Genomic DNA, 22,928 nt, shown 5'->3' on the forward strand with positions numbered 1-22,928 from the left:
CAGGCCCTCCTACCGGTCCCTGGCCTGGTACCTGAACCGCAAGGGCTACACCGTCGGCGACCACCACCTCGGCGACGACCGGCCCGAGGCCGTCGCTGAGCAGTACCGCGCCGAACACGCCTGGCTCCGCCAGGACCCCACCCCGGCCGCTTCGGCCACCCTCTGAAAGGAAACACCCCCATGAGCGAGCTCGCCCTCGTCACCGGTGCCACCTCCGGCATCGGCGAGGCCTTCGCCGAACGCCTCGCCGCCGACGGCTACGACCTGATCATCGTCGGCCGCAACAAGGACCGCCTGGAGGAGTTCGCCACCGCCCACCCCGAGGTCACCGTCCGCACCGTCGCCGCGGACCTGTCCACCGACATCGGCGTCGACACCGTCGCCGACATCTGCGCCACCGAGCCGCTGACCATGCTCGTCAACAACGCGGGAGTCGCCCACTACATGCCGCTGGCCCAGCTGCCCGCAGACAAGGCCCGCGAACTCGTCCACGTCAAGGTCGTCGCACCGACCATGCTCACCCGCGCCGCCGTCGCCGGCATGCAGGAACGCGGCGAAGGGAAGATCATCAACGTGGCCGGAATGATCGCCTTCAGCGGTCCCGCCGACAAGTCCGTGATGCCCCGCCGCGCCGTGTACGCCGGCAGCCTGGCCCACCTCGTCGCCATGTCGCAGACTCTCAGCGCCGAGCTGGAGGACACCGGCGTCCAGGTCCAGGTGCTGTGCCCGGGCGTGGTCGCCACCGAGTTCCACACGCGCCAGGGCCTCGACATGAGCGTCGTGCCCCGCATGAGCGCCGAGGACGTCGTCACCGCCGGCCTGCGCGGCCTCGAACTCGGCGAGGTCGTCTGCGCCCCCGGCGTCGAGGACGCCGGCCTGCTCGACGCCGTCTTCCAGGCCGACCTCGCCGCGTTCGGCGGACAGAGCCCCGCCCTCGCCTCCCGCTACCGGGCCAACTGAACCAGGCCCCCGGCCCCGGCCATGCGGCCGGGGCCGGGCGACACGGGAACTGCCACCTGTCGGCTGCTCGAACACCTCCGCCACGGGCCGGATTACCGGCCCGGCCCGCAGGCCGAGGCCCTGCGGCAGGTCATCATGCAGAACTACCACCGCGACGCGGCGTGCCACTTGCGCTGGCGTAGCGCCGAGGACGAAGGGCTGCCACCCTCCTCCTTGCAAGCGATTCCCAAACCGAAGGTAAGGTCACGTTTCCCAGGTGAGGTGGGTGGCCGTCGCTCGTTAGGCATGCTCGGGCCGTCGTGTCGGTGCGGGGCGTGCTGGGAGGTGGCGGATGGCGTCGGTGCTGGGGGTGCTGGAGCGGCGTGAGCGGGTGGCGTTGGCTCGGGCGGAGGAGCTGAGGGCCGAGCTGGAACGGCTTCAAGCCGCTGTCGCGGAGGCGGAGGAGGCCGCGCGGCGCGCGGTCATCGCTCACGAGGAGACCGTCGAGGCCCTGGCCGAGGCGGCCGATGAAGCCGCTGTATCCGAGGCGCCGACAGCCGTTCGGACCCGGACGCGGATGGAGCAAGCACGCCAGAGTGGGACACCCGGACCTCCTAATGGTTCGTTGACTCGCCATCACCGAACTGTGCGGGAGGCCCTTACCCATCTCCTATGCGCCGACTGCGGGGCGATCACCCGGACGAGGCTGATGCGCACGGAAGTTCGAGCAGTAGCCATATCCCTCGGCTTGGAAATCGCTTCTCAGGAGTCGCCTCGTAGCTGCGCGCCTGGTCCACAGGGTGAGGGCCCGGGCCTGAGCCGGGTCTATCCGTCTCCGCCGTCGGGCATCTCGAACGTGATGGCTTGCTCGTTCTCCGCCTTCTCCTCAGCACGCAGCCGCTCGATCTTGTACTTCTCGTCCAAGACACGGGCCTTCAGCCGCCAGGACAGCGCTCGCGCCCGCATCCCGTTGTCACCAGTGACCACCGTGACCGGGGCTGGGGCGATGGCCTGCTGTAGATAACAGGCGCGCGCGACGATCTCGTCGTCGTTGTTCGGCAGCCGCACGTGCCCGGGCTCGTCCAGGAGGACGTCGACGAGGGTGTCCTCGTTCACCACCGCGTGGCCGTCGGTCTCGATCTGGGCCAGGGTCCGCTCCAGGAGCGCGAAGACGCCGCGCGCCCGCTTCCGGACACCGGTGTCGTGGGTCTCGTACGACTTCTTGTCGATCTCGTCGAGTACGACGTGCGGGATCATTACGGACGTGCCGCGGCCGAAGAGCCGCTGCCACGGGATCTTGTCGAAGCGCATGTAGTGCAGGAGGCCGTTGGTGTCCAGTACCACCGTCCGCACCTGGTGACGGGTGAAGCGCTCCTGTGTCCGGCGCAGTTCGTTGGCCGACTCCATGAGATAGCTGCGCAGTTCCTGCAACTCGGTGTTCGTCAGAGCCGTGAGCCGGTCGGCGTTGAACTGACCGTGCATGATCGCGTTGTATCGCTCGCTGCGCAGTCGGGAGGCCACCGACCGGTCGGCGAACGCCTTCAGGAGCTCGATCCCGGCCTGCAGCGTCCACTGGTCGTACATGCGCCTCATCCGAGCGACGGCATCCCAGTGCTCCTGAGCCAGGCCGGGCATCACAGGCATACCGGGCACCGCGTTTCCAACCACATGCGGTACTGAGTTCTGGACGTCGTTGAGCCCTTGGTCGGTCAGGCGCTCCAGCAGCGCGATCGCCTCAGGGCAGGTCGTTCCAGGCCTCAGCAGCATGCAGGTACTCCTCACGGTACGGGCCGTCCGCAACACCGGACGCAGCTGAGCTTAGGCTCCCGTCTGATGGAGACGTTCTGGATCATCACTGCGGCGGACCTATGGAGTGCCGGCAAAGGCCTGCTCATACCGCGCACCGCGTACCGGCTTCCCGCGCAGCCCGATACGCCATGTCGGGCAGCTTGTTCTGCCGGACACCCCTTCGTCGGCGCCGGGAAAGGATGGCTCGGGCGGGCCCGCTGCGCCGACGGCGATGTGTGCGGTCCCAGCACACCCACCATCGCCGTCGTCGGAGCCATGGTCTGCGCCGCGCTGGCGGCCGCCACCTGAGCCCGCACGAGCTGGTGGTCTGGCAATTGCTCACCCCAGTCAGCGTGCTGCTCGCCGTAGACGACTTCGCGACAAGACGCTACCTACGGCGTTGGCCGATCGCTGACCCTGCAAGCCCTGTGCTGATCAAGCGGGGTGAGAGGAAGAAGTCTGCCAACAGCAAGGGTGGGGAGCAAAGATGGACGCAGCCCGCCTGCACGCGGCAGCCCTGAGGCTCCGGCAGAGCGTCGAGGGCCAGCGCGTCCTGCTGGTAGACGACATCTTCACCACCGGCGCCACCTTCCACACCGTCGGGAAGCGGCTCATCATTGAATGGGGTGCAGTCGAAGTCCGAGGACTGGTGCTTGCCCGGGCACCAAACCGAAGCTGAGAGGGATCAGTCCGTCGGCTACAGCACCCGCGTGCTCGGAAAGCAGTTGCTGCCAATGCCAAGTTTCGTGGCGATGTTGGAACCATCCCCGCATGCGCGGGGAGCGGTCGTTGGCCACACGGCAGACGACCTCCCAGGCGGGGCCATCCCCGCAGGCGCGGGGAGCGGACTCCCTGACCTGCGAGTTCACAGGGCGGCGAGGCAGATCTCACGCACTTTGGCGGCGAGCCCGTCAGCTTCTCCGCTGCGTTCCGCCGCCATGCACTACGCACGGTCGTCACCACAAGGGTGCCAGTACCAGACCTTGAGATGGCAGGTGCTGTGCGGCATGACCCGTTCGATGCTCTGGAGGATGAGAGCAGCTGAGCAGCGGGGCCCCATGTAGCCCTGACCAGCGACAACTATCTGCACGGCAGCACCTGGCGGACCTCACTGCAAGGGCACAAGCTCCACGACGGACCTGAAGCGGAGCTGTGAGCGCGGCGGCGTTCGTCAGGACCGTCTCGTGCCGCCCTGGGGCAGCGACAGCGGCCGCACCGACGGCGCGGGGCCGGTCGGCGGCTCCGACGGCGGGTCGGACCGCGGTGGCCCGGTCCGCGGTCGCCCGGACGGTGGCAGTTCGGGGCGCGGCGGTTCGGCCTGGCGCAGCTCGGCCAGCAACTCGTTCTGTCCCGCGAGCAGTTCGGTCAGGATGCGACGAGCCGCCCGCAGCAGCTCGGCCACGTCGCCCCCTGCGAGCGCGTAGCTGACCGTTGAGCCCTCCCGGATCGACACGACGATCCCGGAGCGGCGCAGCACGGCCAACTGCTGGCTAAGGCTTGAGGGTTCGATCTCGATGTCGGCGAGCAGGTCCCGCACGGCGACGGGGCCGCTCTGCAGCAGTTCGAGGACCCGGATGCGCACCGGGTGCCCGAGCATGCGGAAGAACTCGGCCTTGGCCTGGTAGAGGGGGACCTGCATCGTCGCTCGCTCGCTCCCTGCCGCGTTCGGGGTCGGTATCCGGTGTCCGGTGTCCGTCACGATCCTGGCGACTGCGGGCTCCGCACACCCCGGTGATGCACGGATGTGGATGTGTCGAGTTGAAGACATCTTCAACTTCCGGGCGTGCGAAGCCGTCGGCCGCCGGACCTTCTACACCTCGAGCTCCGCCTCGATCCGCTTCAGCTGGTGGCGGGCCATGGCCAGGTTGGAACGCTCACGGTCCAGGACGAGATAGATGAACAGGCCGGTGCCCTGGCGCCCCTTGACCAACCGGATGAGGTGGTACTGGCCGCCGAGCGTGATCAGGATGTCCTCGATCTCGCCCGTCAGCCCCAGATGCTCCATGGTGCGGACCTTCGCGCGGACGACGTCGGTGTTGCCCGCCGCCGCGACGGCCAGGTCGAGGTCCTTGCCGCCGCCGAGGGTGCCCAGTGCCATACCGCTGGTGTAGTCCACCACGGCCGCGCCCAGCGCCCCCTCGACCGCGGTCATCATCTCCTTCAGGGAGATCTCCACGTTCGCCATGCCGCTCCTCCTGCCGGTTGCACGGGCCCGGGCTCTTCCCGCCCCGTTCGTGCCCCGACCGTACGGAGCGGGTCACTCGTGAGGGTGATGTGTTCCGGGACTGGCGCAAGAGAGTTCGCATCGGCACGGCTGGCGCCGCTTTCTGATCGCCAATGTCGTCTAGTACTCCAGTGTGGTTTCGCGATCTATCCAGCGGGTTCGTCGGTGGACCGTCGTCGGTAGTGGCTGCGTCGGGCTGTTGCCTGGTGGCGCCGGCGCCAGGTGGACCAGTGCAGCAGCCTGGCCACGGAGATGGCCGGTGGGTTGAGGACGGCGGCGAGTAGGTGGCGGATTTCGAACCTCGTCCGGTTCTTCTTCGGCTTGATGTGGCCGTAGAGCTTGTCTTTGGCCAGGTCGTAGGCGGCGAACAGGTGCCTGACCCCGTGCGGGCGGGTGTAGGTCGCCCGCCTGCGGGGGCGGGGTTCGCGGTCGGGGTCCCTGTGCTTCCCGCCGCGCTCGGTCCAATGCCGCCCGGGGTGGGGCTGGAGGTTGAGCGGGCCGAACTCGTCCAGGCATAAGACGACTTGGGGTTCGCCGTCCTCCGGTATGACCTCGCCGTCGGCGATCGCGTAGAGGTGCTCGACGCGGGCTTTCTTGGTCGCGTAGTCGGGGTCGCGGGAGGTCTTCCAGGTCTTTATGCGTTGAAAGGACACGCCCTCCTCGCGGAGCAGGATCCGTAGGCCCTCGTGGCTGATGTCGTCGACCACCCCCTCGGCGACCAGGAAGTCGGCCAGCTTGGCCAGGCTCCACGTCGAGAAAGGCAGGCCCTGTTCGGCCGGCTTGGACTTAGCGATCTTCTTGATCTCCCGGCGTTCCGGGAGAGTGAAGGTTCTGGGCCGACCGCCCTTGTACTTCGGGTAGAGCGCCTCGAAGCCGTCGGCGTTGAAGTTGTGGATCACGTCCCGGACCCGGTCCGCGCTGGTGAATGTCACCTCGGCGATCTTGGCCACGGGCATGCCCTGTGCGGACAGCAGCACCATCTGGGCTCGCCGCCAGGTCACCACCGATCCCGTGCCCCTGCGGATGATCCGCAGCAGTCTTCGGCCCTCGTCGTCATCGATTTCCCGTACCTGCACCCGTTCGGCCACGCCCACATCCTGGCAGCGACCGGGACTTGGGACGGAGCTGCGGCCGCTTCACATCGCTCGGCGCTTCCTCAGCTCAGCAAGCCATGTCCGCACCTGTTCGTCGTCGTGCAGGTAGCCGCCGCTCTCGCTCGCGGGGAGATCGATTCCGTAGAGGCGGTTCAGCGCCCACCAGGAGAGGTCGTCCCAGACGATCCCGTCCTCCATCACCCACCTCGCAGCCCAGCGATCGGCCTCGTCCCTGGGCAACCGACCCGCCACAAGCCCAACGAAGCGATCTTCGATCTCATCAAGAGTTGGCTGGCCGCTGGCATCCATGCCCTGACCGTACAGGCAGGGCGAACGTTGCCTGACGCGGCACTAGCACCGCAAGAGCCGAACACGGGTATCTCTCTATCCGAGACCTCTACGGCTGCGGGCCTGCGGTCGGCGGCTGAGCGCAGTGGCGGTGTCCGGCGTTCCGGTCTCCGCGGCCGTCCTCACGAACCGACCGTTGCCTCCGACACCGAGGTGCTGGCCCGTTTCAGCCGCGCGCTTGCCGATCCAATCCGCTGCCGGATCCTGCTTGTCCTGAGGCAGGCGGCTGCCTATCCGGCCGATCTCGCCGACGCCCTGGGCATCTCGCGGACCTGTCTGTCGAACCACCCGTCCTGCCTGCGAGACTGCGGCGTGGTCGTCGCCGTGCCCGACGGACGGCGCACCCGCTACGAGCTCGCCGACGAACGCTTTGGCCACGCCCTAGGTCGTGTCCGCAATGTCACGGCAGCCAGAGTCGCAGGCACGCGATGGTGACCAGGGCTTGGTAGTGACGGGCGCGTTTGTCGTAGCGGGTCGCCAGGGCTTTGTTGTGCTTCAGCTTGTTGAAGCAGCGCTCGACGGTGTTGCGGCGCCGGTAGGCGGCCCGGTCAAGCCGGCATCTGCTCTCTCCGCGTCGGATGCGGCCGTTGATCTGGTCGATCCGCTCCGGAATGGCGGCTTTGATGCCGCGCCTGCGCAGGTAGGAGCGGATCTTCGTGGACGAATACCCCTTGTCCGCGACGACCAGGGTGGGTCGGGTGCGAGGACAGCCGGGCCCGCACCGCCCGATGCGGATGCGGGCCATCACCGCTTCGAACTGGGTGCAGTCGTTGACGTTCCCGGCGGTCAGGGTGAAGGCCAGTGGCCTGCCCTCGCCGTCGCAGGCGAGGTGGATCTTCGTGGTCAGCCCGCCGCGGGACCGGCCGATCGCCTCACCCGGCCAGAGCCCCCTTTTCGCGCCCCGGCCGCGTGCTGGTGAGCCCGCACGGTCGTGGAGTCGACACACACGACCGTCCAGTCAACGGCACCGACGGCATCCGAGTGCTGCTGGACGTGGGCCAGCAGCCGGTCCCAGGTGCCGTCGGCCGACCAGCGGCGGAAGCGTTCGTAGACCGTCTTCCACGGCCCGTAACGCTCGGGCAGGTCCCGCCAGGCCGCCCCCGTGGACAGCTTCCACAGGATGCCGTTGAGGACCTGCCGCCGGTCGCGGGCCGGGCGGCCCATCCGCGACGGAGCCAGCAACGGCTCAATGACCGCCCATGCCTGATCAGTCAGCTCGTGACGACGCACCACGAACAGACCAACGCGCCAACCACTTTGCGGACACGACCTAGGCGCTCGGCGAAGTGGCGCCTGCACATGCGGCGAGGGGCCTGTGCTCCACAGGATCAGTGTCAGCCGGGGCCCTATGCGCAGCCGGCACGGCAAGAAGAGGCGAAGCGACTCGTAGGTATGGACCATCACATGACAGCTCGGATGAATTGGCGCGCCCTTCCCTATGCGGACCGGAGGACCGGTGAGCCTCAGACACAGTGCTCTGGTGATTACGGCGTAATCACCAGAGCACTGCGCGCCGTACGCACGTGACTGGGGTGGCCTGCCGCTTGGCAATCGCTGCTTGAGAGCCAGGGCCCTCTGGGCAAAGCGTCAGCAGCAAGCAGCAGTGACTGGCCGCAGTTGGAGCCCATCGCAGCTTGTCGTGCCCCAGCGTTGAGAGCCCCGCACCGCACACGGCGCGCACTTTGATCGGAGCAGCCGTTGAGTTGTGCGCGAAGTAGTCGCCTGGGTACGAAGGGTGGCCATCCCGACGATGTACTCATCATGAGTCAACCGCAGGTCGCTGCGTGCGCAGCCGAGCCTGCTGGTGTGAGGTCGATGTGATGGAAGGTCTTCTCCTGCGCCCCGAGCCGGTAGTTCCGCTGCAGGCAGTTGGCCTTGGCGAGGTTGATGACATCGGTAATGGCCTGGCCGCAGGCCCGTGATTTCACCAAACGCGGGGTGAGGCCGACCCGACCAGGTCGAGCATGTCGCGCGGTGGCTACCGGAACGCGGAGTCGGTCACCGACATCCTCAAGCTGGACACTGGCGGGCTAGATGAGACGGCGTGCGCAGGTGCAAGCAGCAGCACGGAGGCCAGGCGCATCGGGCGCACGAAGGTATCTTCGGGTCACTGGGAACAGCGAAAGGCCGCGCCCGGCCGGGAAGGTCAGGCGCGGCGATCCTAGCCTCGACGGGAGTGCTCCGCAGAGGTACTGCATCGCCTGGGCGCGCTGCCCGAGGCCGCCCGTACGGACGAGCGACCCGCCGGATCACGGTAGGTAGAGCACGACCGAGTTGACCGGTGTGAAGTAGACCCACCAGCCAGTCTGCGGCGCCATGCCGTCACTGCAGGTGCCGGTCCCGTCGGGGCCGCTGCATAGTTTGACGCGTGCGCCGCCGTACTGGTTGTTGAGGATCCAGTGCCAGTTGTACTGATCTTGCAGGTTGTGAGCGCCATAGCTCCAGAACATGTGGCTGGGATACTGAGGGGGGTCCTCGCCCTCGGGGTACAGGCAGACGGCTCCGTCCGGACAATTGACCCAGGGGCTGGCGGCACTCGCCTGGGCGGGGCCGACCGCCATCGCTATCGCCGTCGCGGCCCCTAGGGCCACCACCAAGACGCGTCGGATCTTCTCCCTCATGAGCTCCCCTACGATTCTTGTCATGCCTCTGTAGACCTGACGCAACTCCGCAGCCTTCCTGAGGGGCGCGACGCGCACCAGCGCCGAACCGGCCATACCGGGGGCGGCGCCCCGCAACCAGACCGAATGGCTGCGGACGCCCTTTGCGGTGCTGCCGGCCAGTCAGCAGGTCAACGCCGGTGGGCGGCGGCGTATTCGGCACCGGGCGGCGAGCCGCAGGGGTGGCCGGCGGGGAACCGTTCGAGGACGGTGCGGAACGGTGGAGTGGCAGGCGTCATCGGGGGCCGCCGTTCTCGTAGGCGTCGATCAGGAGACCGATGGTCTCGGCGCTCGCCGCCTCGCCGACCCACTCGCCGGACGCCAGGAAGACGGGCACGGAGTCGCGGTCGGCATCGAAGATGACGACGTATGCCCCGTACCGGTCGAAGACCAGCTCGTGAGGCACCGGGATGGGTGCAGCGGCCAGGATCTCCAGCGCAGCGACGGTGATCCGGGCGGGCGTGGCGGGGTCGTCGGGCTGGACCAGGATGCCGGTGACGCGCACCAGGTCGCCGAGCTGGATGCCGTTCAGGAGCAGTTCGGTGATGCGGGGGTCGCCGGTCGAGCAGACGACAACCGTGTCCGGGGCGTCCGGGCTTACGGTGTCCGCGTCGGTAGGTCGGACGATCAGCTCGAAGTCGGTGGTACCGCGCGGGCCGGGGGTTGGGAGGGCGTCGACGTAGCCGTCGACGGTGAGGTGCTTGGTGTCCATCAGCTAGTTCTCCGCCAGGGTCTTGGTGGGGCGAGGGGAGCGGGGCCGGGTGGTGCGCTGGGCGATGTCCAGCAGCTCGCGGCTGCGTCGCTGTTGGGCGGGCGTGAGCGGGCGAGCCTTTGCGCCGTGGCGGTGCCATAGCGGGGAGGCCGGTGGCTCGGGGTAGGCGAGGGCGTGGTCGACGTCGCAATTAGTGCGGCTCATGGGATCCTCAGCTGGAGGTGAGGGGTTCAGGCGTGGTCGGTCGTACCGCCGCCCATGGGCGGGGCGGAGACGAACCGGGTCTCGCCGGGGTGCCGTCCGTTCCAGAGCTCCGCGCAGACTTGTGGACGGGCTCCTTGGCGTGGGACCTCAGCGGGGTGGTGGTGCCGCACAGCACGCACGGCGCGGGCGGACCGACGTGCAGCCCATAGCGCCAGTTCAGGAGCTGGACCGGCACCACGGGCTGCTCCGGTGGAATGGGCACCGCCCGCAGATGGCGGCGCCGGGTGGTCACGGCCGGAAATCGGGCAATTGCTGGAACACGCGGTCCAGCAGGTCCGGTGTCGGTTTCCAGGGCCCGAGCTGCCCGGCGGCAGGGACCGGCAGCGGCAGCTCTTGGACGTCCCGGAGGACCAGGTGCCACGCGCCGGCCTGCGCCCACGGCGTACAGGGCGGGGATCCCTCGGGGTCCTGGTGGCAGTCGACCAGGCGGGCCACGCCGATCACGGCTCCAGTGGTCAGCTCCCGGCCGGGGATCGTGCGGGCGATCAACGGGACACGCAGGGCGGGCCGGTCGATCCGCTGACCCGCGTGCAGGAGCATCCAGCCACGCCAGCTCCAGGACCTGGGGCGGTTCTCGACGCCCTTGGAGCCGGTCAGGATGCAGGTGGCGTGCGGCTGCTGGACGCTGATGCCGCGGATCCAGTCGCCCTGCGGGAGGGCCGTAATACTCATGCTGCCCGCCTCCACGCGGCCGTTCCCGGGCGCCCGGCGCGGCGGCCATTGATGGACGGCACCGTGGTGTGCGCAGGCGAGGCGAGAGCGGCGTAGCCCGAGTGCTTGCCGTCATACAGGGCCGCGTCGGCGGCCCGCTGCAGCACGGTCAGGTCGCGGGAGCCGACCGCTTGCGGGGTCGCGGCGCCGACCGAGGCGGCGACATGTACGGTGCGGCCGTCGTCCAGGACGACCGGGGTGTGGAGCATGCGGAGCAGCTGCGCGAGGCGCTGCTCCAGGCGGGCAGCGGGCAGCGCCAGGACGACGGCAAACTCATCGCCACCGAGCCTTCCGATGGCGGCGCGCGGGCCCGCCCACGCGGTGAGCCGGGCGGCGGTGGCAGCCAGGACGGCGTCTCCGGCCAGGTGTCCCATCGTGTCGTTCACGGTCTTGAAGTGGTCCTGGTCGATGAAGACCACAGCCGTGTCGTCGCCGTGGCGGGCCAGGAGTCGGCGGGCCTGGACGGTGTAGGAGTCGCGGCGCAGCAGGCCGGTCAGCGGGTCGCGGCGGGTGGCGGCAAGCCGCTTGTGCAGGGCGACCGCGTGGACTGCCCAGCCGGTCAGCGGCACGGCGGCGGTCGTCAGTAAGAGGGTGCGCTGGGCGAACCGGCCCCGAAAGCTCAGGAGGGACGACATGCTTGGGTTCTCCGTCTCGTCTCGTACGGGATGGGTGGGCCCGGGGCAGCCGTCAGGCCGCCAAGCACAGCGGCTGTCCCGGGGCGGATCTACAGCGCGGAGTCGCTGCGGTTGGCCCAGCTGACGGGGTTGTGCCAGAGGCCGACCTTCGCGGCGGGCCACTCCATCTGCCAGCCGGGCCGAAGCCCGCGCGCTCCCCAGCTGCCCGGCTGCTTGCCGGGGATCTCGAGTCCGGCCTTGTGCGCGGCGAGCGCGGCGTCGTAGACCTCGTGCGCGCGGCGCAGGGCCGCGGCGGGGGAGTCGGCGACGCCGGTGAAGACGTGCAGTCCGCGCCGGTCGGGGTTGGTGCTGTCGTGTATCGGGACGTCGACCTCGTAAATCTGCAGGTGCATGACGTCCAGCTCCTCTCGTGTACGCGGTGGTGAGGGACCAGCGCGACCGCCCCGGCCTCCGTCGAACGGGGCCGGGGCGGCACGGAGCGTCCGTCACCCCGATGAGGGCGGTCAGAACTCAAGGTGGATCGTGATCCGGCGCAGGGAATCACCGGCGCTGGTGTGGACGGTGCGCCGGTGCGCGGCGAGACCGGCGGCCCCGCCCTGGATCGGCAGGTGGCAGTCCCGGCAGCCGTGCCACCACTCATCTGCGGCCGGGAGTTCGGCCGGGGTGAGCGGATGCGGGTGCGGGCCGTCGGCGGCGCGGCTCACGCGACCGCGTCCGCGTACTGCGCTTGAAGGTCCGCGCCGCCCTCGGGGTCGCCGTCCTGGTCGTCGACGCCGTCGCCGTGGACGGTGCAGATGATGTCCGGGTCGTTGTCCATGGCGCCGGTCAGCGCCTTGTGCAGGTGGGTGACCGAGTAGACCGGCGCCCACGCCTGCCCGGCGCACTCCGGGTCGAAGGGGCAGGGCAGCAGGACGTCGAAGCCGAAGTCGCCCTCGCCGTCGACGTCGTCGCGGAACGCCAGGGTGAGGTGCTGCTGTCCGAGGCGGATCTCCGCGACGCGGTCCCGGCCGGTCACCAGGTCCGAGCCCGGCCGCCACCGCCACAGCGGCAGGATCTCCGGGCCGAAGAAGCGGCGGACCAGCAGCAGATCGCCCAGGCCCTCGCGGCCGTCGCGCCCGAGGCCGGCCTCCCGGACCTGCGAGAGCCGCTTCAGGAACGGCTCCAGGCGGTGCAGGGAGTCGGCGAAGACAATGGTGTTGAAGCCTTCGGCGGCCAGCCGCTGGTGCGAGTGGACCATGGCTTGATGCTGGGAGCGGACGACGTCCTCGGGCACGCGCCGGTTGTCCGGCCGCGGGCCTTGACCCTCCAGGCAGACCGGCAGCGGCGTGGCGACGACGACCGCGACGGTCGGCATGCCGTGCCGCTTGGCTGCCATCACCAGCTCCACCCGCACGGACTGCTCACAATTGGTGGCGTCGATCACCGTGTTGAGCTTCCGGGCCATCCGGCGCTCCAGGATCAGCTTGAGGACGCCGGCGGCATCAGCCGTGGCGTCCTGCCCGGCCGGGGTCGCCTTCCCTGTTGGATCAGCGTGATCGAGGAGGGGTGGATGCGTGCCGGGTTGGCGTACGTACTGGGTGCCGATGGACCGCCGGGTGGCAGGGGACCAAGCGCCTGCTCTGGCCGGGTGGGAGGAGGACCTGGCTGAGCGTGAGGACCGAGTTCGGATTCATCCATAGCCACCTTCCCGGTGCCGCCCGACCCGTCATGCCCCTCCGGACCGGGACGGTTCAGCTCATAGGCAACCCCAACGCAGCGGAGACCAGCCCGAGAGCGGCGCAGATACCCAAGGTGCGCAGGACACTCCAGCGCACTTTGAAGATCAGCAGGATCGCCACCGCGGCGATGCCGACAGCGACCGGACGCACGCTGCTCAGATCGGGCAGGGCAAGGTGCAGCGGCCCCGCTGTGACGGTGTGGATCTTGGTGAACAGGGTGTGCTCGGCGAAGTACACGCCTAGGTTGGCGATGACGCCGACCACGGCGGCGGTGATGCCGGTCAGGGCGGCGGAGATCGAGCGGTTGCCGCGCAGCCGCTCGATGTACGGGGCGCCCAGGAAGATGAACAAGAAGCACGGCACGAAGGTGACCCAGGTGGTCAGCAGTGCACCGAGCAGGGCCGCGGCCCACGGATTGAGGTTCCCGGGATCGCGGTAAGCGCCGAGGAACGCAACGAACTGCACCACCATGATCAGCGGCCCGGGCGTGGTCTCCGCCAGGGCCAGCCCGCGGGCCATCTCGCCCGCGCTGAGCCAGCCGTAGTGCTGAACCGCCTGCTGGGCGACGTAGGCGAGGACGGCGTAGGCGCCGCCGAAGGTGACCAGGGCAGTACCGGAGAAGAACAGGCCCTGCGTGGTGAACACGCTGCCCGTGCCGGCTAGCACGGCGACGGCCGCGACCGGCACGGCCCACAGCATGAGACCGACCAGCAGGATGCGCGCGGTGCGGCCGCGGCCCGGAGCCTCGTGGTGCAGCGCGTCGTCCGGGATCAGCGGCGTGGGCCCGTCCCCCGCGTCGTGCGCGGTCGCCGGCTTCAGCAGGTGCGGAGTAACCCGCGCCAAGAGCCAGCCGACCAGCGCCGCGGCGACGATGACCAGCGGAAACGGCACCGCGAACAAGGCCAACGCGGCGAACGAGGCCAACGCCAGGGCAACCAGCGCCGGGTGGGTCAACGAGCGGTGGCCGACCCGCCACACCGCCTGGGCGACGATGGCGACCACTGCGGGCGCCAGCCCGGCGAACAGGCCGGTGACCGCGGCCGTGGAACCGAAAGCGACGTAGATCGCGGACAGGGCCAGCAGCGCCACCACGCCCGGCAGCACGAACAAGGTGCCGGCCACCAGGCCGCCCCGGGTGCCGTTGAGCAGCCAACCGATGTAAATAGCCAGCTGTTGGGCTTCGGGGCCGGGCAGCAGCATGCAGTAGGACAGGGCGTGATTGAAGCGTTGCTGTCCGAGCCACCGCTTCTCTTCGACCAGGGCACGCTGCATCACCGCGATCTGCCCGGCAGGTCCCCCGAAGGTCTGCAGGGAAATCGAGAACCAGGCCTTCACCGCCTGCCGGAACGGGACGAGGTCACCAGTTGGGGCCGCCTGCGTGGAGGGCGACGCCGAACTGGTCGGGGTCGGCTGAGGGTGGTCGGCGGCGGTCACCGGCAGTGTTCTCCGTCCATAGAGGCAGCAAAGTGCAACCATGGTTACATCGCTTCAGGAATGGAGGAAGAGAGCCCGGTGACGCCGAACATGAAAACTTCGTTGCAGCCGCTGTCCACAGCCAGGATGTGCCCCGGGCAGAAGACCAGCTGCGGCCACGGCCGGCGGAGCGTGCGCGGGTGACCGGAACCGGAAGTCTGCCGCCCTCGACGCCCGCCCCCGGGCCCGGGCAGTGGGTTCTGCTGTCCTACCGGCTGCCCCGCGAGCCTTCCACGCCGCGCATCACCGTCTGGCGCAAGCTCAAGCGGCTCGGCGTCGCACAGCTCAGCGACGGCCTGATCGCCCTGCCCGCCGACGCCCGCACCCGCGAGCACATCGACTGGATCGCCGAAGAGATCACCGACTTCGGCGGCACGGCCACCGTGTGGATCGCCCAGCCCGGCACCGCCGAGCAGGAACGCCAGCTCGCCCAGAGCATGGCCGGCGCCCGCACGGCCGAATATCAGCAGGTCATCGACCAAGCCGAGCAAGCACGCAGCCTCAGCGAGGAAGAGCGCCAGCGCATCCTGCGCAAACTCCGCGCCGAACTACGCCGCATACACCGCCGGGACTACTTCCCCCCACCCGCACGACGCGCCGCCGAAACCGCCGTCAACACTCTGCATCGCACCCACAACCCCACCGAGGAGATCGCATGAAGTGGGCTACCCGCGCCGGCATCCACATCGACCGCGCCGCCTGCGCCTGGCTGATCCGCCGCTTCATCGACCCTGACGCCACCTTCGTCTTCGTCACCGACCCCGTGCAGGTCCCCGACGACGCCACGGCGTTCGACATGCGCGGCGCCGACCTCGGCCACCACCACGGCGACTGCAGCTTCGAAACCATCCTCTGCCGCTACGACCTCACCGACGACCCGGCCCTGCAGCGCATCGCGGAGATCATCCACGAAGCCGACCTCGACGACGAACGCTTCGACGCCCCCGAAGCCCCCGGCCTCGACGTCGTCCTGCGCGGCCTGTCCATGATCGGCGACGACGAGCACACCATGACCGTCACCAAGCCCGTCTTCGACGGCCTGTACGAGTTCTACCGGCGCTCCACCCTCCTGGGCCGTGAACCTGCCTGACACCTCCTCGGGCTCAACACGCTGAACTTGACAGAGAAGTCGTCACTGACCACGCCTCGCAGGCCATCGAGCGAGAGGATCTGGGAGGCCGGCCAGGTGCGGGCCAGCGTGGACTTGCCCGCGCCGGAGGCACCGATCAGCACGATCAGCCTGTTCTCCGGCAGGTCCGGGTACAGCGCTGAGGCCATTGGACGTCTCCTTGCGGGTCGAGGGAGCGGGCAGCCCAGTTCAGGCGCTGCCCGGCGTTGTCGGTGATCAGGGCGGCGGCCTCGTGCAGGGAGTAGGAGGCGTCGCCGTCACGGTCCGGCTCGATCTGCTCCGCCCGACGCGCTGCGGTGCTGAGCAGCTGCGCGAGCATTGGGCAGAGGCCGCCGGGGTCGTCGATGTCCTCCTGGAGCTCGCGCGGGATCGCGGCGAGCTCGCGAGCGTCGACGTCGTCGGCGTTCAGGCCGTCGTGAACCTGCTGGCGGCCGGTCACCGGGCCGTGGCCTTGGTGGTGGCGACCAGGGCCGCGACCGTTTCCCAGCCGTGGTGCCAGGCGGAGTCGAGGTGCAAGGCGCCGTTGATGCCGAAGTCGGTGAGCTTGTAGAAGCCGCCCTTGCCGGTCTTGGTGGCGATCCTCCCCAGCAGTATCGTCAGGTTCGGATATTCGTCGGTGCGGAATAGAGCTGCAGGCGTTGTCAGTGAACACGGCAGACTGATCACATGCCAGCCTCCTGCCCTGGCCTGATGTGGTCTGGGGTTATGCCCATACCCGGGTGCCGTCGAAGCTTGCGGCACAGAGCTCATGACAGTCGGCCCCCCTGTAGCATCGCCGGGCAGAGCCCGGTGCCAACTCAGGTGATCCCGCCCCCGGCTGAGGCCGAAACGGGAAGATGTACCACATGGGGGCATCACGCACACGCCGGGTCGCTGTCATCTATCTCGTCCTGCAAGCGACCGCTGCGGCACTGGCACTGTGGCTGTCCAAACAGTTTGAAGTGGCACGCCTGGCCGCCACCGCTGTCACTTTGGTGCCCACCCTGCCCGGCGCCTACCTGGCCTGGGTGGCCTACCAAGCCGACCGCGTCGAGGCGGCGGCGGACACCGACACGAAGGCCCAGACCCTGGCCAAGGCTGTGGCCGCCGCGGAGACCCGGCAGCGCGCTCAGCTAATCGGCCCCGGCGTCCACCGCATCAACCTGACCTTCATCCATCGGGCCGAACCTGCCAACAATGCCACCGGGTCTGCCCGCCAGGGCAGCATCACCGACATCGTCGCCTACTACCAGCGGCTGCAGCCGGCCCGCCTGGTCATAACTGGCGCACCCGGCGCCGGCAAGACCCTCCTCGCCCTAGAACTCATCCTCGGACTGCTCACCCACCCCGATCGGAACCAGGCCGCCCCGGTCCCGGTCCGCCTCTCCCTAGCTGGCTGGGACACCAACCGCTCGTTGCCCGACTGGCTAGCCGACCAGGTCCACGCCCACTTTCGGGACCGCGGCCTAAGCCTCGCGGATGCACGGCGACTGGTTCAGGAGCACCGAATCCTGCCGGTCCTGGACGGCCTGGACGAGATGGACACCCCCACCACCTCACCCGCACGCCGCCGCGCCCCCCGTGCCCTGGAGCAACTCAACGCCTACCAGAACCCCGCCGGCAACGCCCCCATCGTCCTAACCTGCCGCACCACCCAGTATGCCGAGTTGGCTGCCCTGGATGTGCGGATGCGCGAGGCCAGCCGTATCGAGCTCACCCCCGTCACCCCCGAACAGGCCACCGCGTACCTCACCGCCCGCAGTACCAACCCGGCCCGCTGGAGCACCGTCCTCGACACCCTGACCGCCGCCCCGGACGGCACCCTGGCCCGCGCCCTTTGTACGCCCTGGCGGCTCAACTTGGCCGCCACCGCCTATGAAGAACGTCATCCCGACACTCTCACCTACCTCCGCCACCCCGACCACCTGCTCACCCTGGCCTCCCCTAGCGCGGTCAATGACCACCTCCTAGCCCTGTATCTGCCCGCCGCCACCAGCCAACACCCCGCCCACGCCTACCGCTACCGGCCCGATCAGATCCAACGCTGGCTCGCCATGCTCGCCACCCACCTCGCTACCGCCAGCCCCGCAGGCATCGCACCGGCCACCGACATCGTCCTGCATCAGCTCTGGCCCATGTCCGGCCACCGCCGCGTCCGCACCACCGATGCCCTCCTCGCCACTCTCCTCGCCGCGGTCCTTTTTTCTTTCGCCTTCACGGCCCTGTACCTGACCGAGGTCCACATCGGCTTCTCGGACACCGATCTACTCGCCCTCACTGTGATGGCGCTCCCCTGGGTCGTGGCCGTCTGGGCGGCCAGCCGTGCTGCCGTCCCAATTCCTCGAATAGCCCAGCTCCACCGGCTCCGGAGCCCTTCTCACCTTCGCCAGCTGGCCAAGAATCTCGCGTTCGGGCTCGCGGGCGGCCTGGCGGGCGGGCTTTCCTTCGGGCTCGCGTTCGGGCTCACAATCGGTCCCACGTTCGGGCTCGCGGCCGGGATCGCGTTCGGGATCGCATTCGGGCTCACGATGGGGATCACGTTCGGACTCACAGAGCGCCTGGCCAGCGATCTTGCACCTACAGATCCTCGCTATCCGGTACGGGATGATCTCGTGTTCGGACTCACAACTGGGCTCGCGTTCGGGCTCACGACTGGACTCACGTTCGGGCTCACGGCTGGGCGTGTGGTGGATTTCGCGTTCGGGCTCGTGTTCGGGCTCACGATGGGAATCACAATCGGGCTGTATATCGTTGCCGGGTCCGCCCGCCGCTACTTGGTCTTTCTCTGCTGTTCCCGAGGCCGACTGCCCTGGCGGCTTGGTACCTTCCTCCACTGGGCCTACGGAGCGGGTCTGTTGCGGATCTCGGGTGTGGCATACCATTTCCGCCACCGAGAGTTCCAGGACTGGCTCGCCACTCACCCCCGCCGGTAGTACCTGGTGCTGCTTAACAACCCAGACGTGTTCGCCGACAGCCTCGCCGGCCGGAGGCGGGGCGTAGTCGGTCGGCTGCGCCCCGGGATAGGGTCATGATCTACCGGCCACCTCGGCTGCGTAGGCGGTCCTAACAGCCCCGGCCGACCAGCGTTCGGCAGCCGATGGGCTGATCTCAAGCAGACGTTGAAGAACGGCTGCGGGCATCTGTGTGCAGAGGTCGAGCAGGGTCGCGCATCGTCCGGTTTCGGTGGGAAGTCCGATGCCGCGCAGGCGCCGGGCGAGTTGGCCAGGCGGAGCGACCAGCAGGTCAGCGCTTGTGCGGCGGGTGCACGTTGCCGTCGGCGTGGCCGGGCTGAGCTCCGGTGATCGTGCTATCGCTTGTGTTCGGGGTCTGGCCGGCCAGCTCGTGCAGCAAGCGGTCGTAGTCGGCGGCCGGAATGTCACCAGGTCCGGTCTGGCCGAAGTACGCGACGCGGGCTCGGCGGCCGAGGCTGTTGGGGTAGTCAGCCCAGTCCTTGGGGCGGGACGGAAGCTCGGCCCGGCCGGCCAGGCAGTCGAGAGCGTCGGTGTCGCCGGCGAGGAGGTCGGCCGCGAAGACCTGCGGGCCGGACGGCAGTCGGCGTTCGGTCGCCCCGTGGCATCTTTGTGAGATCGCCGCAGTGGTCAGTGTTTGACGCGGCTGCGGACGACCGGGCCACGAGGTCGAGGAGAACTGGATCGGCAAGGCGGGAGGTCATCTCGGTGTAGGTGTCGGCGGTGGTCAGGTCCTGGCCGGGGGAGCGGAAGACCACCGAGCTGATCACCATGCGCAGCGCCGCTCGAACCGCTCGTCGGTGACACGTTCGGTCAACGGGCCGGTGTGGTCGCGTGGGGCGGGGGTGTCGGTCGTGGGGACCGCCTGTATACATCCCGCCATCGTCGTCCGCCGCACGGTGACAAAGTCACGGTCAGTGTGAGGGCGCGACCGGGATGCGCGCTGTCTGCTGGCGGATGACCCGGGATGTGTGAAGGCAATCTGGTCTGGGACGATCCAGTTCGGGTTGGTCGTGCTGCCGGTCAAGCTGTACGCGGCCACGGAGGAGCATCCTGTGCGCCTTCACGAAATCCATGTCGCAGACGGCAGTCGCGTCGAGCACCGCCGCTTCTGCAAGGCCGAGAACCGGGAAATTCCGTATGCGCAGGTCGGCAGGAGCTTCACCTTGGCGGACGGGCGCACGGTGCCGCTCACGGAGGACGACTTGGCCTGTCTGCCGTTGCCCACAAGGCGGACCCTCGATACAACGGCTAGCTGCTGGCCCGACACGGGCACCGTAGCGATCATCGCCGGTTCAGGTGTGGGGTCGCTATATCCGGGCTACATGGAGACAGTCCACGCTGAAGGCGCTGGCGGCGGAGGCGGCGAACGAGGCCCGCTACCGGGCCCGGGTGCGCACGGTGTTGCGCTCATCATCGACGGCCGCCCGACCCCGCTCGGGGCGGCGTTCGCGGAGTACAGGCGGATCGCCTAGACCGAGCACCTGCTGCGGGTGGTCGACCCGGTGGACGACACCTACCGGCGGCAGATGAATCGGCAGCTCACCGGGCAGGAGTCCCGCCACAAGCTGGCCCGGGACGTGTGCCACGGCAAGCACGGCACCATCCACCAGGCGCGCCGGCTACCTCACCCGGTAGCCGTCGTGGGCGACCGACCGCTCGTTGAAGTCGGCGAAGTCGCTCACCCACTGGGCGGCTTCATTCGGTGCGTCGTCGAAGAAGGACAGCAGGTCGGAGACCACGTGCTCGCTGATGGCCAGGCGCAGGCGTGCGGCGATGAATTCGGCCTCCGCCGCGCTGACGTGCCAGTTGGAGTTCGAGAGGAACTTGTCCATGGCCACCGTCCGGTCGGTCGGCTCCAGCCCCGGCGCCCGCAACGCCTGTCCGAGGCCCTGTCCGGCCGCCGCGCCGGCTTCGCGCATGGCTTCCCGTACGAAGCCCATCTGCCAGTTGTTCAGGCCGAACGAGCCGTCAGGAGTCGGCTGCTCGAACGTGAATGCGTAACCCATGGGGGCAGCGTAGCCAGCCGCCGCGGGCCGTCACGCGGGGGCCCACCCGGTACGCCGGACCCGCCGGGTGACTCCTCAAGCGCCCCGATCGGGAGGTGGCGTACGTCGGCGTAACACCCGGGCCCTGACCCCGGCCTCGCCGGGCACGCGCTACACCCGGGTGATGCCGGAGGTGGCCCACAACTGCTGGAGGCCCCGCATCACCGACCGGACCGTGTCCTTGTCGGCGGCGATGATGTCATCACGCATTGTGACCACCCATCGGATTGCTCGCGAATACGTGACACCTGAACATGCGGGCCTACCAGTCCCGAGGCCGACCTTGCCGTCGAGCAGGGACGCGCCCCAACGAAGCAGAACACTCTGGCCGCGGGGACAAGGCCTGCGCACGCCGTGTCCAGATCATGCATCCGCCTGCCGCAGCCGCCTGGTACGCCTGGCGGCGAGTACCCAGGTCATCCCCGCGACCGTCGCTCCGGCGAGCAGCGCAACTGCGGCCGAGAGCCCGGCCGACGGCTGTGCCGACATCTCGGCAACCACCCACGCCAGGCTGCCGCCAACCAGCCCGGAGGTCAGGCTGTCCATGGCACGCCAGCGAGCGGAAGCACGGGAACCCGGCGGCCAGTACAGCACCGCGGCCGGCAGCCACAGCGCTACCGCCGTCAGTAATGCGATCACCGGCGGGTAGAGGCTAGCGTCCAGCGGCGGTTTGTACTGCAAGCTTTGTGTCGCGGCTAATGCCGTAACGAGGCTGCCTAGCAGCGAGGTCTGCAGTAGCGTCAGGGCCTCCTGCCTTTCGCGCCGGATGTCGTTGACGGCAGCCTCGGCGAGCGCGACGACGTGGCTGACACGGTCGGCTGTCGCCTGAAGGTAGGTACGCTCGAGATCGGCCTGCTGCAGCGTCCAGTCGATCAGCTGCTGATCGTTGCAAAGGGCCGGCGACGCGGGAACCGGCGCCGCGTCCATCGCTCGTGCCATGTTCTGCTGCGCGGTGCGTACGGCGGCGTCCAGAACCTGCAGCCTGCTGGTGGCGACCATCAGCCCGCTGCCACTGGCTTGCAGGCCGGTCAGGGCACGGACGGTGTCGCGCAGACGCTCGGGTGGCACTGTGCCGAGCTCCAGGTCTGTGGTCAGTGAGGTGCACAGGGCGTCCGCCCGGGCTGCCAAGGATCGCAGCTGGGAGAGGTCACGGACGAGCACCGCGTGTTCGTAACGCAACTTGCAGGCGTGCAGCAGGTAGCGGGTGAACGGCACCAAGCCGGGGCCTGGGCCACTCCACAGCCACCGGTCCAGGCTGGCCTCTGCGGCGGCCGGCGACAGAGCCAGCAGTCGGCGGTGCGCCGCCGTTGTGTCGCCGGCGTCCAGCGGAAGCTCCCACAGACAGATGCCATCGTGGAGGCGTGTCGCCTGTTCGTCCCACGGCCCGTTCGCGACGGACGGCAGCAGCGGACAGTAGCTGCGCGCGGCGGCGGCGACCGACTCGAGGGAGCTCAAATCGTGTGTGGTCTGGCCGATGAATAGGGTGGCCGAGCCCAACGCGGCCGCCGCGATCGCCGAGCCCGCGGCTGTCTCCCAGCGTCTGGCCAGATCGGCCCAGGATCTGTCCGGGCGGGGTGCGAGCATGACGCTAACCATGATCACGTCATGGGTCTGCACCACGATCACCTGCTCGATGCCCGCCCCTGCCGCGGCCTGGGCGCCGAGCACGATCAGCCGCTCGGGGAAGAGCTGCGGCGAGGGTGGTTGCAACTCGCCCGGCAGTCCCGGCACGGGCTGGTCCATTCCGAGCGCGGGCACCGCTGCCCACGCTTGTGACAGCGCCGCCGCGGACGTCCCTGACCGGATCACGTCGTCCACGGCGTACCACAGATGTGTCAGCAGCGCGGGCTGAGCCGGTGTGTCAGTCACCGGGCTGCGGCGTCGGCGTGGCGGACTGGTCGGGGGTGAGCCGGTCGACGAGAGTGTTGACGAGCTCGGCGACGTGGTCGGGCACAGTTCGCGTCTGATCGCTGACGCCGATATCAGGGTTGATCGGTGTACTGACGCGCGACGGCCCGAGCAGCGCGAGGTTGGTCATGTCCCGGCTCAGCCCCGCCAGGTCGCCTTCGTCCAGGCTCGCGGCGATCCGGGTCAGCAGTTGCTCGATCTGCTCCCACGTGGGTGCGCCGACCCGCCAGTGCGCGACTTCCGCCAGCATCTGTCGGTCAAGCCAGTGGCCATCCACAGTGGTCAGCCTTTCGCTGGTGTTGAGAAGGTCCACGGTATCGAAGTTCCTG

The 22,928-nt window shown here is 69.0% G+C and carries 27 protein-coding genes and 5 pseudogenes; 9 read left to right on the forward strand and 23 right to left on the reverse strand.

The genetic code is table 11. The annotated features are described in order from the left end of the window. Positions 1 to 180 precede the first annotated feature (180 nt). Positions 181 to 960 carry an SDR family NAD(P)-dependent oxidoreductase gene (locus ACSU6L_RS39925; protein WP_437064533.1) on the forward strand — a complete coding sequence of 260 codons (780 nt, stop codon included), beginning with the start codon at positions 181 to 183 and terminating at the stop codon, positions 958 to 960. A gap of 804 nt (positions 961 to 1,764) precedes the next feature. Here ACSU6L_RS39925 and ACSU6L_RS39930 read toward each other — a convergent pair. After that, positions 1,765 to 2,532: a PIN domain-containing protein gene (locus ACSU6L_RS39930; protein WP_437064534.1), complete on the reverse strand. Its 768-nt coding sequence runs from the start codon at positions 2,530 to 2,532 to the stop codon at positions 1,765 to 1,767. A gap of 240 nt (positions 2,533 to 2,772) precedes the next feature. Between ACSU6L_RS39930 and ACSU6L_RS39935 the strand changes: the two genes are divergently transcribed. Continuing rightward, positions 2,773 to 3,036, forward strand: coding sequence for a hypothetical protein (locus tag ACSU6L_RS39935; RefSeq protein ID WP_437064535.1), 264 nt, complete (start codon positions 2,773 to 2,775; stop codon positions 3,034 to 3,036). 178 nt (positions 3,037 to 3,214) lie between these two features. Then, positions 3,215 to 3,406, forward strand: a complete 192-nt coding sequence (locus tag ACSU6L_RS39940; protein WP_437064536.1) for a ComF family protein — start codon at positions 3,215 to 3,217, stop codon at positions 3,404 to 3,406. A gap of 492 nt (positions 3,407 to 3,898) precedes the next feature. Here the strand turns inward: ACSU6L_RS39940 and ACSU6L_RS39945 are convergent, their stop codons facing one another. From ACSU6L_RS39945 to ACSU6L_RS39960, 4 genes are all read right to left on the reverse strand, one after another. Continuing rightward, positions 3,899 to 4,366, reverse strand: a complete 468-nt coding sequence (locus ACSU6L_RS39945; RefSeq protein ID WP_437064537.1) for an ArsR/SmtB family transcription factor — start codon at positions 4,364 to 4,366, stop codon at positions 3,899 to 3,901. Positions 4,367 to 4,537: 171 nt separating this feature from the next. Continuing rightward, complete coding sequence (locus tag ACSU6L_RS39950; RefSeq protein ID WP_437064538.1) at positions 4,538 to 4,912, reverse strand: hypothetical protein; 375 nt, start codon at positions 4,910 to 4,912, stop codon at positions 4,538 to 4,540. 185 nt (positions 4,913 to 5,097) lie between these two features. Then, positions 5,098 to 6,039, reverse strand: a complete 942-nt coding sequence (locus ACSU6L_RS39955; RefSeq protein WP_437064539.1) for an IS630 family transposase — start codon at positions 6,037 to 6,039, stop codon at positions 5,098 to 5,100. Between the two features lie 48 nt (positions 6,040 to 6,087). Next, positions 6,088 to 6,354 carry a hypothetical protein gene (locus ACSU6L_RS39960; RefSeq protein WP_437064540.1) on the reverse strand — a complete coding sequence of 89 codons (267 nt, stop codon included), beginning with the start codon at positions 6,352 to 6,354 and terminating at the stop codon, positions 6,088 to 6,090. A 192-nt stretch (positions 6,355 to 6,546) separates the two neighbouring features. Between ACSU6L_RS39960 and ACSU6L_RS39965 the strand changes: the two genes are divergently transcribed. Beyond that, positions 6,547 to 6,828 (forward strand): ArsR/SmtB family transcription factor, encoded by a 282-nt coding sequence (locus ACSU6L_RS39965; RefSeq protein ID WP_437064541.1) that lies wholly within the window; start codon positions 6,547 to 6,549, stop codon positions 6,826 to 6,828. Here the strand turns inward: ACSU6L_RS39965 and ACSU6L_RS39970 are convergent. The 11 genes and pseudogenes from ACSU6L_RS39970 to chrA all read right to left on the reverse strand — a co-directional run bounded on the left by ACSU6L_RS39970 (position 6,794) and on the right by chrA (position 14,527). Continuing rightward, a pseudogene (locus tag ACSU6L_RS39970) lies at positions 6,794 to 7,623 on the reverse strand (IS5 family transposase). The gene ACSU6L_RS39965 and the pseudogene ACSU6L_RS39970 overlap by 35 nt on opposite strands. Before the next feature lie 536 nt (positions 7,624 to 8,159). Then, positions 8,160 to 8,321, reverse strand: a complete 162-nt coding sequence (locus ACSU6L_RS39975; RefSeq protein ID WP_437064542.1) for a hypothetical protein — start codon at positions 8,319 to 8,321, stop codon at positions 8,160 to 8,162. Positions 8,322 to 8,642: 321 nt separating this feature from the next. Continuing rightward, positions 8,643 to 9,014, reverse strand: a complete 372-nt coding sequence (locus tag ACSU6L_RS39980; protein ID WP_437064543.1) for a hypothetical protein — start codon at positions 9,012 to 9,014, stop codon at positions 8,643 to 8,645. A 274-nt stretch (positions 9,015 to 9,288) separates the two neighbouring features. Beyond that, complete coding sequence (locus ACSU6L_RS39985) at positions 9,289 to 9,765, reverse strand: hypothetical protein (RefSeq protein WP_437064544.1); 477 nt, start codon at positions 9,763 to 9,765, stop codon at positions 9,289 to 9,291. Between the two features lie 3 nt (positions 9,766 to 9,768). Beyond that, a complete protein-coding gene (locus tag ACSU6L_RS39990; RefSeq protein WP_437064545.1) occupies positions 9,769 to 9,969 on the reverse strand; it encodes a hypothetical protein in 201 nt (66 codons plus the stop codon). Positions 9,970 to 10,257: 288 nt separating this feature from the next. Then, complete coding sequence (locus ACSU6L_RS39995; RefSeq protein ID WP_437064546.1) at positions 10,258 to 10,701, reverse strand: hypothetical protein; 444 nt, start codon at positions 10,699 to 10,701, stop codon at positions 10,258 to 10,260. Beyond that, positions 10,698 to 11,375 carry a GGDEF domain-containing protein gene (locus tag ACSU6L_RS40000; protein WP_437064547.1) on the reverse strand — a complete coding sequence of 226 codons (678 nt, stop codon included), beginning with the start codon at positions 11,373 to 11,375 and terminating at the stop codon, positions 10,698 to 10,700. The genes ACSU6L_RS39995 and ACSU6L_RS40000 overlap by 4 nt, the downstream gene beginning before the upstream one ends. Before the next feature lie 89 nt (positions 11,376 to 11,464). After that, positions 11,465 to 11,767 (reverse strand): hypothetical protein, encoded by a 303-nt coding sequence (locus ACSU6L_RS40005; protein WP_437064548.1) that lies wholly within the window; start codon positions 11,765 to 11,767, stop codon positions 11,465 to 11,467. Between the two features lie 111 nt (positions 11,768 to 11,878). Then, entirely contained in the window at positions 11,879 to 12,079 is a 201-nt protein-coding gene (locus ACSU6L_RS40010; protein WP_437064549.1) for a hypothetical protein, read from the reverse strand. Further along, positions 12,076 to 12,882, reverse strand: a pseudogene (locus ACSU6L_RS40015) (AAA family ATPase); the annotation flags it as partial. The pseudogene ACSU6L_RS40015 and the gene ACSU6L_RS40010, both read right to left, overlap by 4 nt. A gap of 223 nt (positions 12,883 to 13,105) precedes the next feature. Beyond that, complete coding sequence (gene chrA, locus ACSU6L_RS40020) at positions 13,106 to 14,527, reverse strand: chromate efflux transporter (protein ID WP_437064550.1); 1,422 nt, start codon at positions 14,525 to 14,527, stop codon at positions 13,106 to 13,108. A 179-nt stretch (positions 14,528 to 14,706) separates the two neighbouring features. On the opposite strand from chrA, the gene ACSU6L_RS40025 reads away from it, so the two are divergent. Then, positions 14,707 to 15,225: a Chromate resistance protein ChrB gene (locus tag ACSU6L_RS40025; protein ID WP_437064551.1), complete on the forward strand. Its 519-nt coding sequence runs from the start codon at positions 14,707 to 14,709 to the stop codon at positions 15,223 to 15,225. Next, positions 15,222 to 15,656, forward strand: coding sequence for a chromate resistance protein ChrB domain-containing protein (locus ACSU6L_RS40030; RefSeq protein WP_437064552.1), 435 nt, complete (start codon positions 15,222 to 15,224; stop codon positions 15,654 to 15,656). The genes ACSU6L_RS40025 and ACSU6L_RS40030 overlap by 4 nt, the downstream gene beginning before the upstream one ends. Positions 15,657 to 15,694: 38 nt before the next feature. Here the strand turns inward: ACSU6L_RS40030 and ACSU6L_RS40035 are convergent. From ACSU6L_RS40035 to ACSU6L_RS40045, 3 genes and pseudogenes are all read right to left on the reverse strand, one after another. After that, positions 15,695 to 15,844 (reverse strand): annotated as a pseudogene (locus ACSU6L_RS40035) (ATP-binding protein); the annotation flags it as partial. Next, on the reverse strand, positions 15,802 to 16,134 hold the full coding sequence (locus ACSU6L_RS40040; RefSeq protein WP_437064553.1) for a hypothetical protein: 333 nt from the start codon (positions 16,132 to 16,134) through the stop codon (positions 15,802 to 15,804). The gene ACSU6L_RS40040 and the pseudogene ACSU6L_RS40035, both read right to left, overlap by 43 nt. Next, entirely contained in the window at positions 16,131 to 16,361 is a 231-nt protein-coding gene (locus ACSU6L_RS40045) for a hypothetical protein (RefSeq protein WP_437064554.1), read from the reverse strand. The genes ACSU6L_RS40040 and ACSU6L_RS40045 overlap by 4 nt, the downstream gene beginning before the upstream one ends. Positions 16,362 to 16,540: 179 nt before the next feature. Here ACSU6L_RS40045 and ACSU6L_RS40050 point away from each other — a divergent pair, with 179 nt between their 5' ends. Further along, entirely contained in the window at positions 16,541 to 18,607 is a 2,067-nt protein-coding gene (locus ACSU6L_RS40050; RefSeq protein ID WP_437064555.1) for an NACHT domain-containing protein, read from the forward strand. 310 nt (positions 18,608 to 18,917) lie between these two features. On the opposite strand, the gene ACSU6L_RS40055 is transcribed toward ACSU6L_RS40050, so the two are convergent. Next, positions 18,918 to 19,334, reverse strand: coding sequence for a hypothetical protein (locus tag ACSU6L_RS40055; RefSeq protein ID WP_437064557.1), 417 nt, complete (start codon positions 19,332 to 19,334; stop codon positions 18,918 to 18,920). A 322-nt stretch (positions 19,335 to 19,656) separates the two neighbouring features. Between ACSU6L_RS40055 and ACSU6L_RS40060 the strand changes: the two are divergent. Beyond that, a pseudogene (locus ACSU6L_RS40060) lies at positions 19,657 to 19,875 on the forward strand (Ku protein); the annotation flags it as partial. Positions 19,876 to 20,061: 186 nt separating this feature from the next. Then, positions 20,062 to 20,265 (forward strand): annotated as a pseudogene (locus ACSU6L_RS40065) (Tn3 family transposase); the annotation flags it as partial. Here ACSU6L_RS40065 and ACSU6L_RS40070 read toward each other — a convergent pair. From ACSU6L_RS40070 to ACSU6L_RS40080, 3 genes are all read right to left on the reverse strand, one after another. Further along, a complete protein-coding gene (locus ACSU6L_RS40070; protein ID WP_437065263.1) occupies positions 20,266 to 20,652 on the reverse strand; it encodes a hypothetical protein in 387 nt (128 codons plus the stop codon). Between the two features lie 402 nt (positions 20,653 to 21,054). Further along, a complete protein-coding gene (locus ACSU6L_RS40075; RefSeq protein ID WP_437064558.1) occupies positions 21,055 to 22,560 on the reverse strand; it encodes a CATRA conflict system CASPASE/TPR repeat-associated protein in 1,506 nt (501 codons plus the stop codon). Next, positions 22,553 to 22,912 carry a CATRA system-associated protein gene (locus tag ACSU6L_RS40080; protein WP_437064559.1) on the reverse strand — a complete coding sequence of 120 codons (360 nt, stop codon included), beginning with the start codon at positions 22,910 to 22,912 and terminating at the stop codon, positions 22,553 to 22,555. The genes ACSU6L_RS40075 and ACSU6L_RS40080 overlap by 8 nt, the downstream gene beginning before the upstream one ends. Positions 22,913 to 22,928 lie beyond the last annotated feature (16 nt).

Source organism: Streptomyces sp. enrichment culture (assembly GCF_964272855.1).
Classification (GTDB): domain Bacteria; phylum Actinomycetota; class Actinomycetes; order Streptomycetales; family Streptomycetaceae; genus Streptomyces.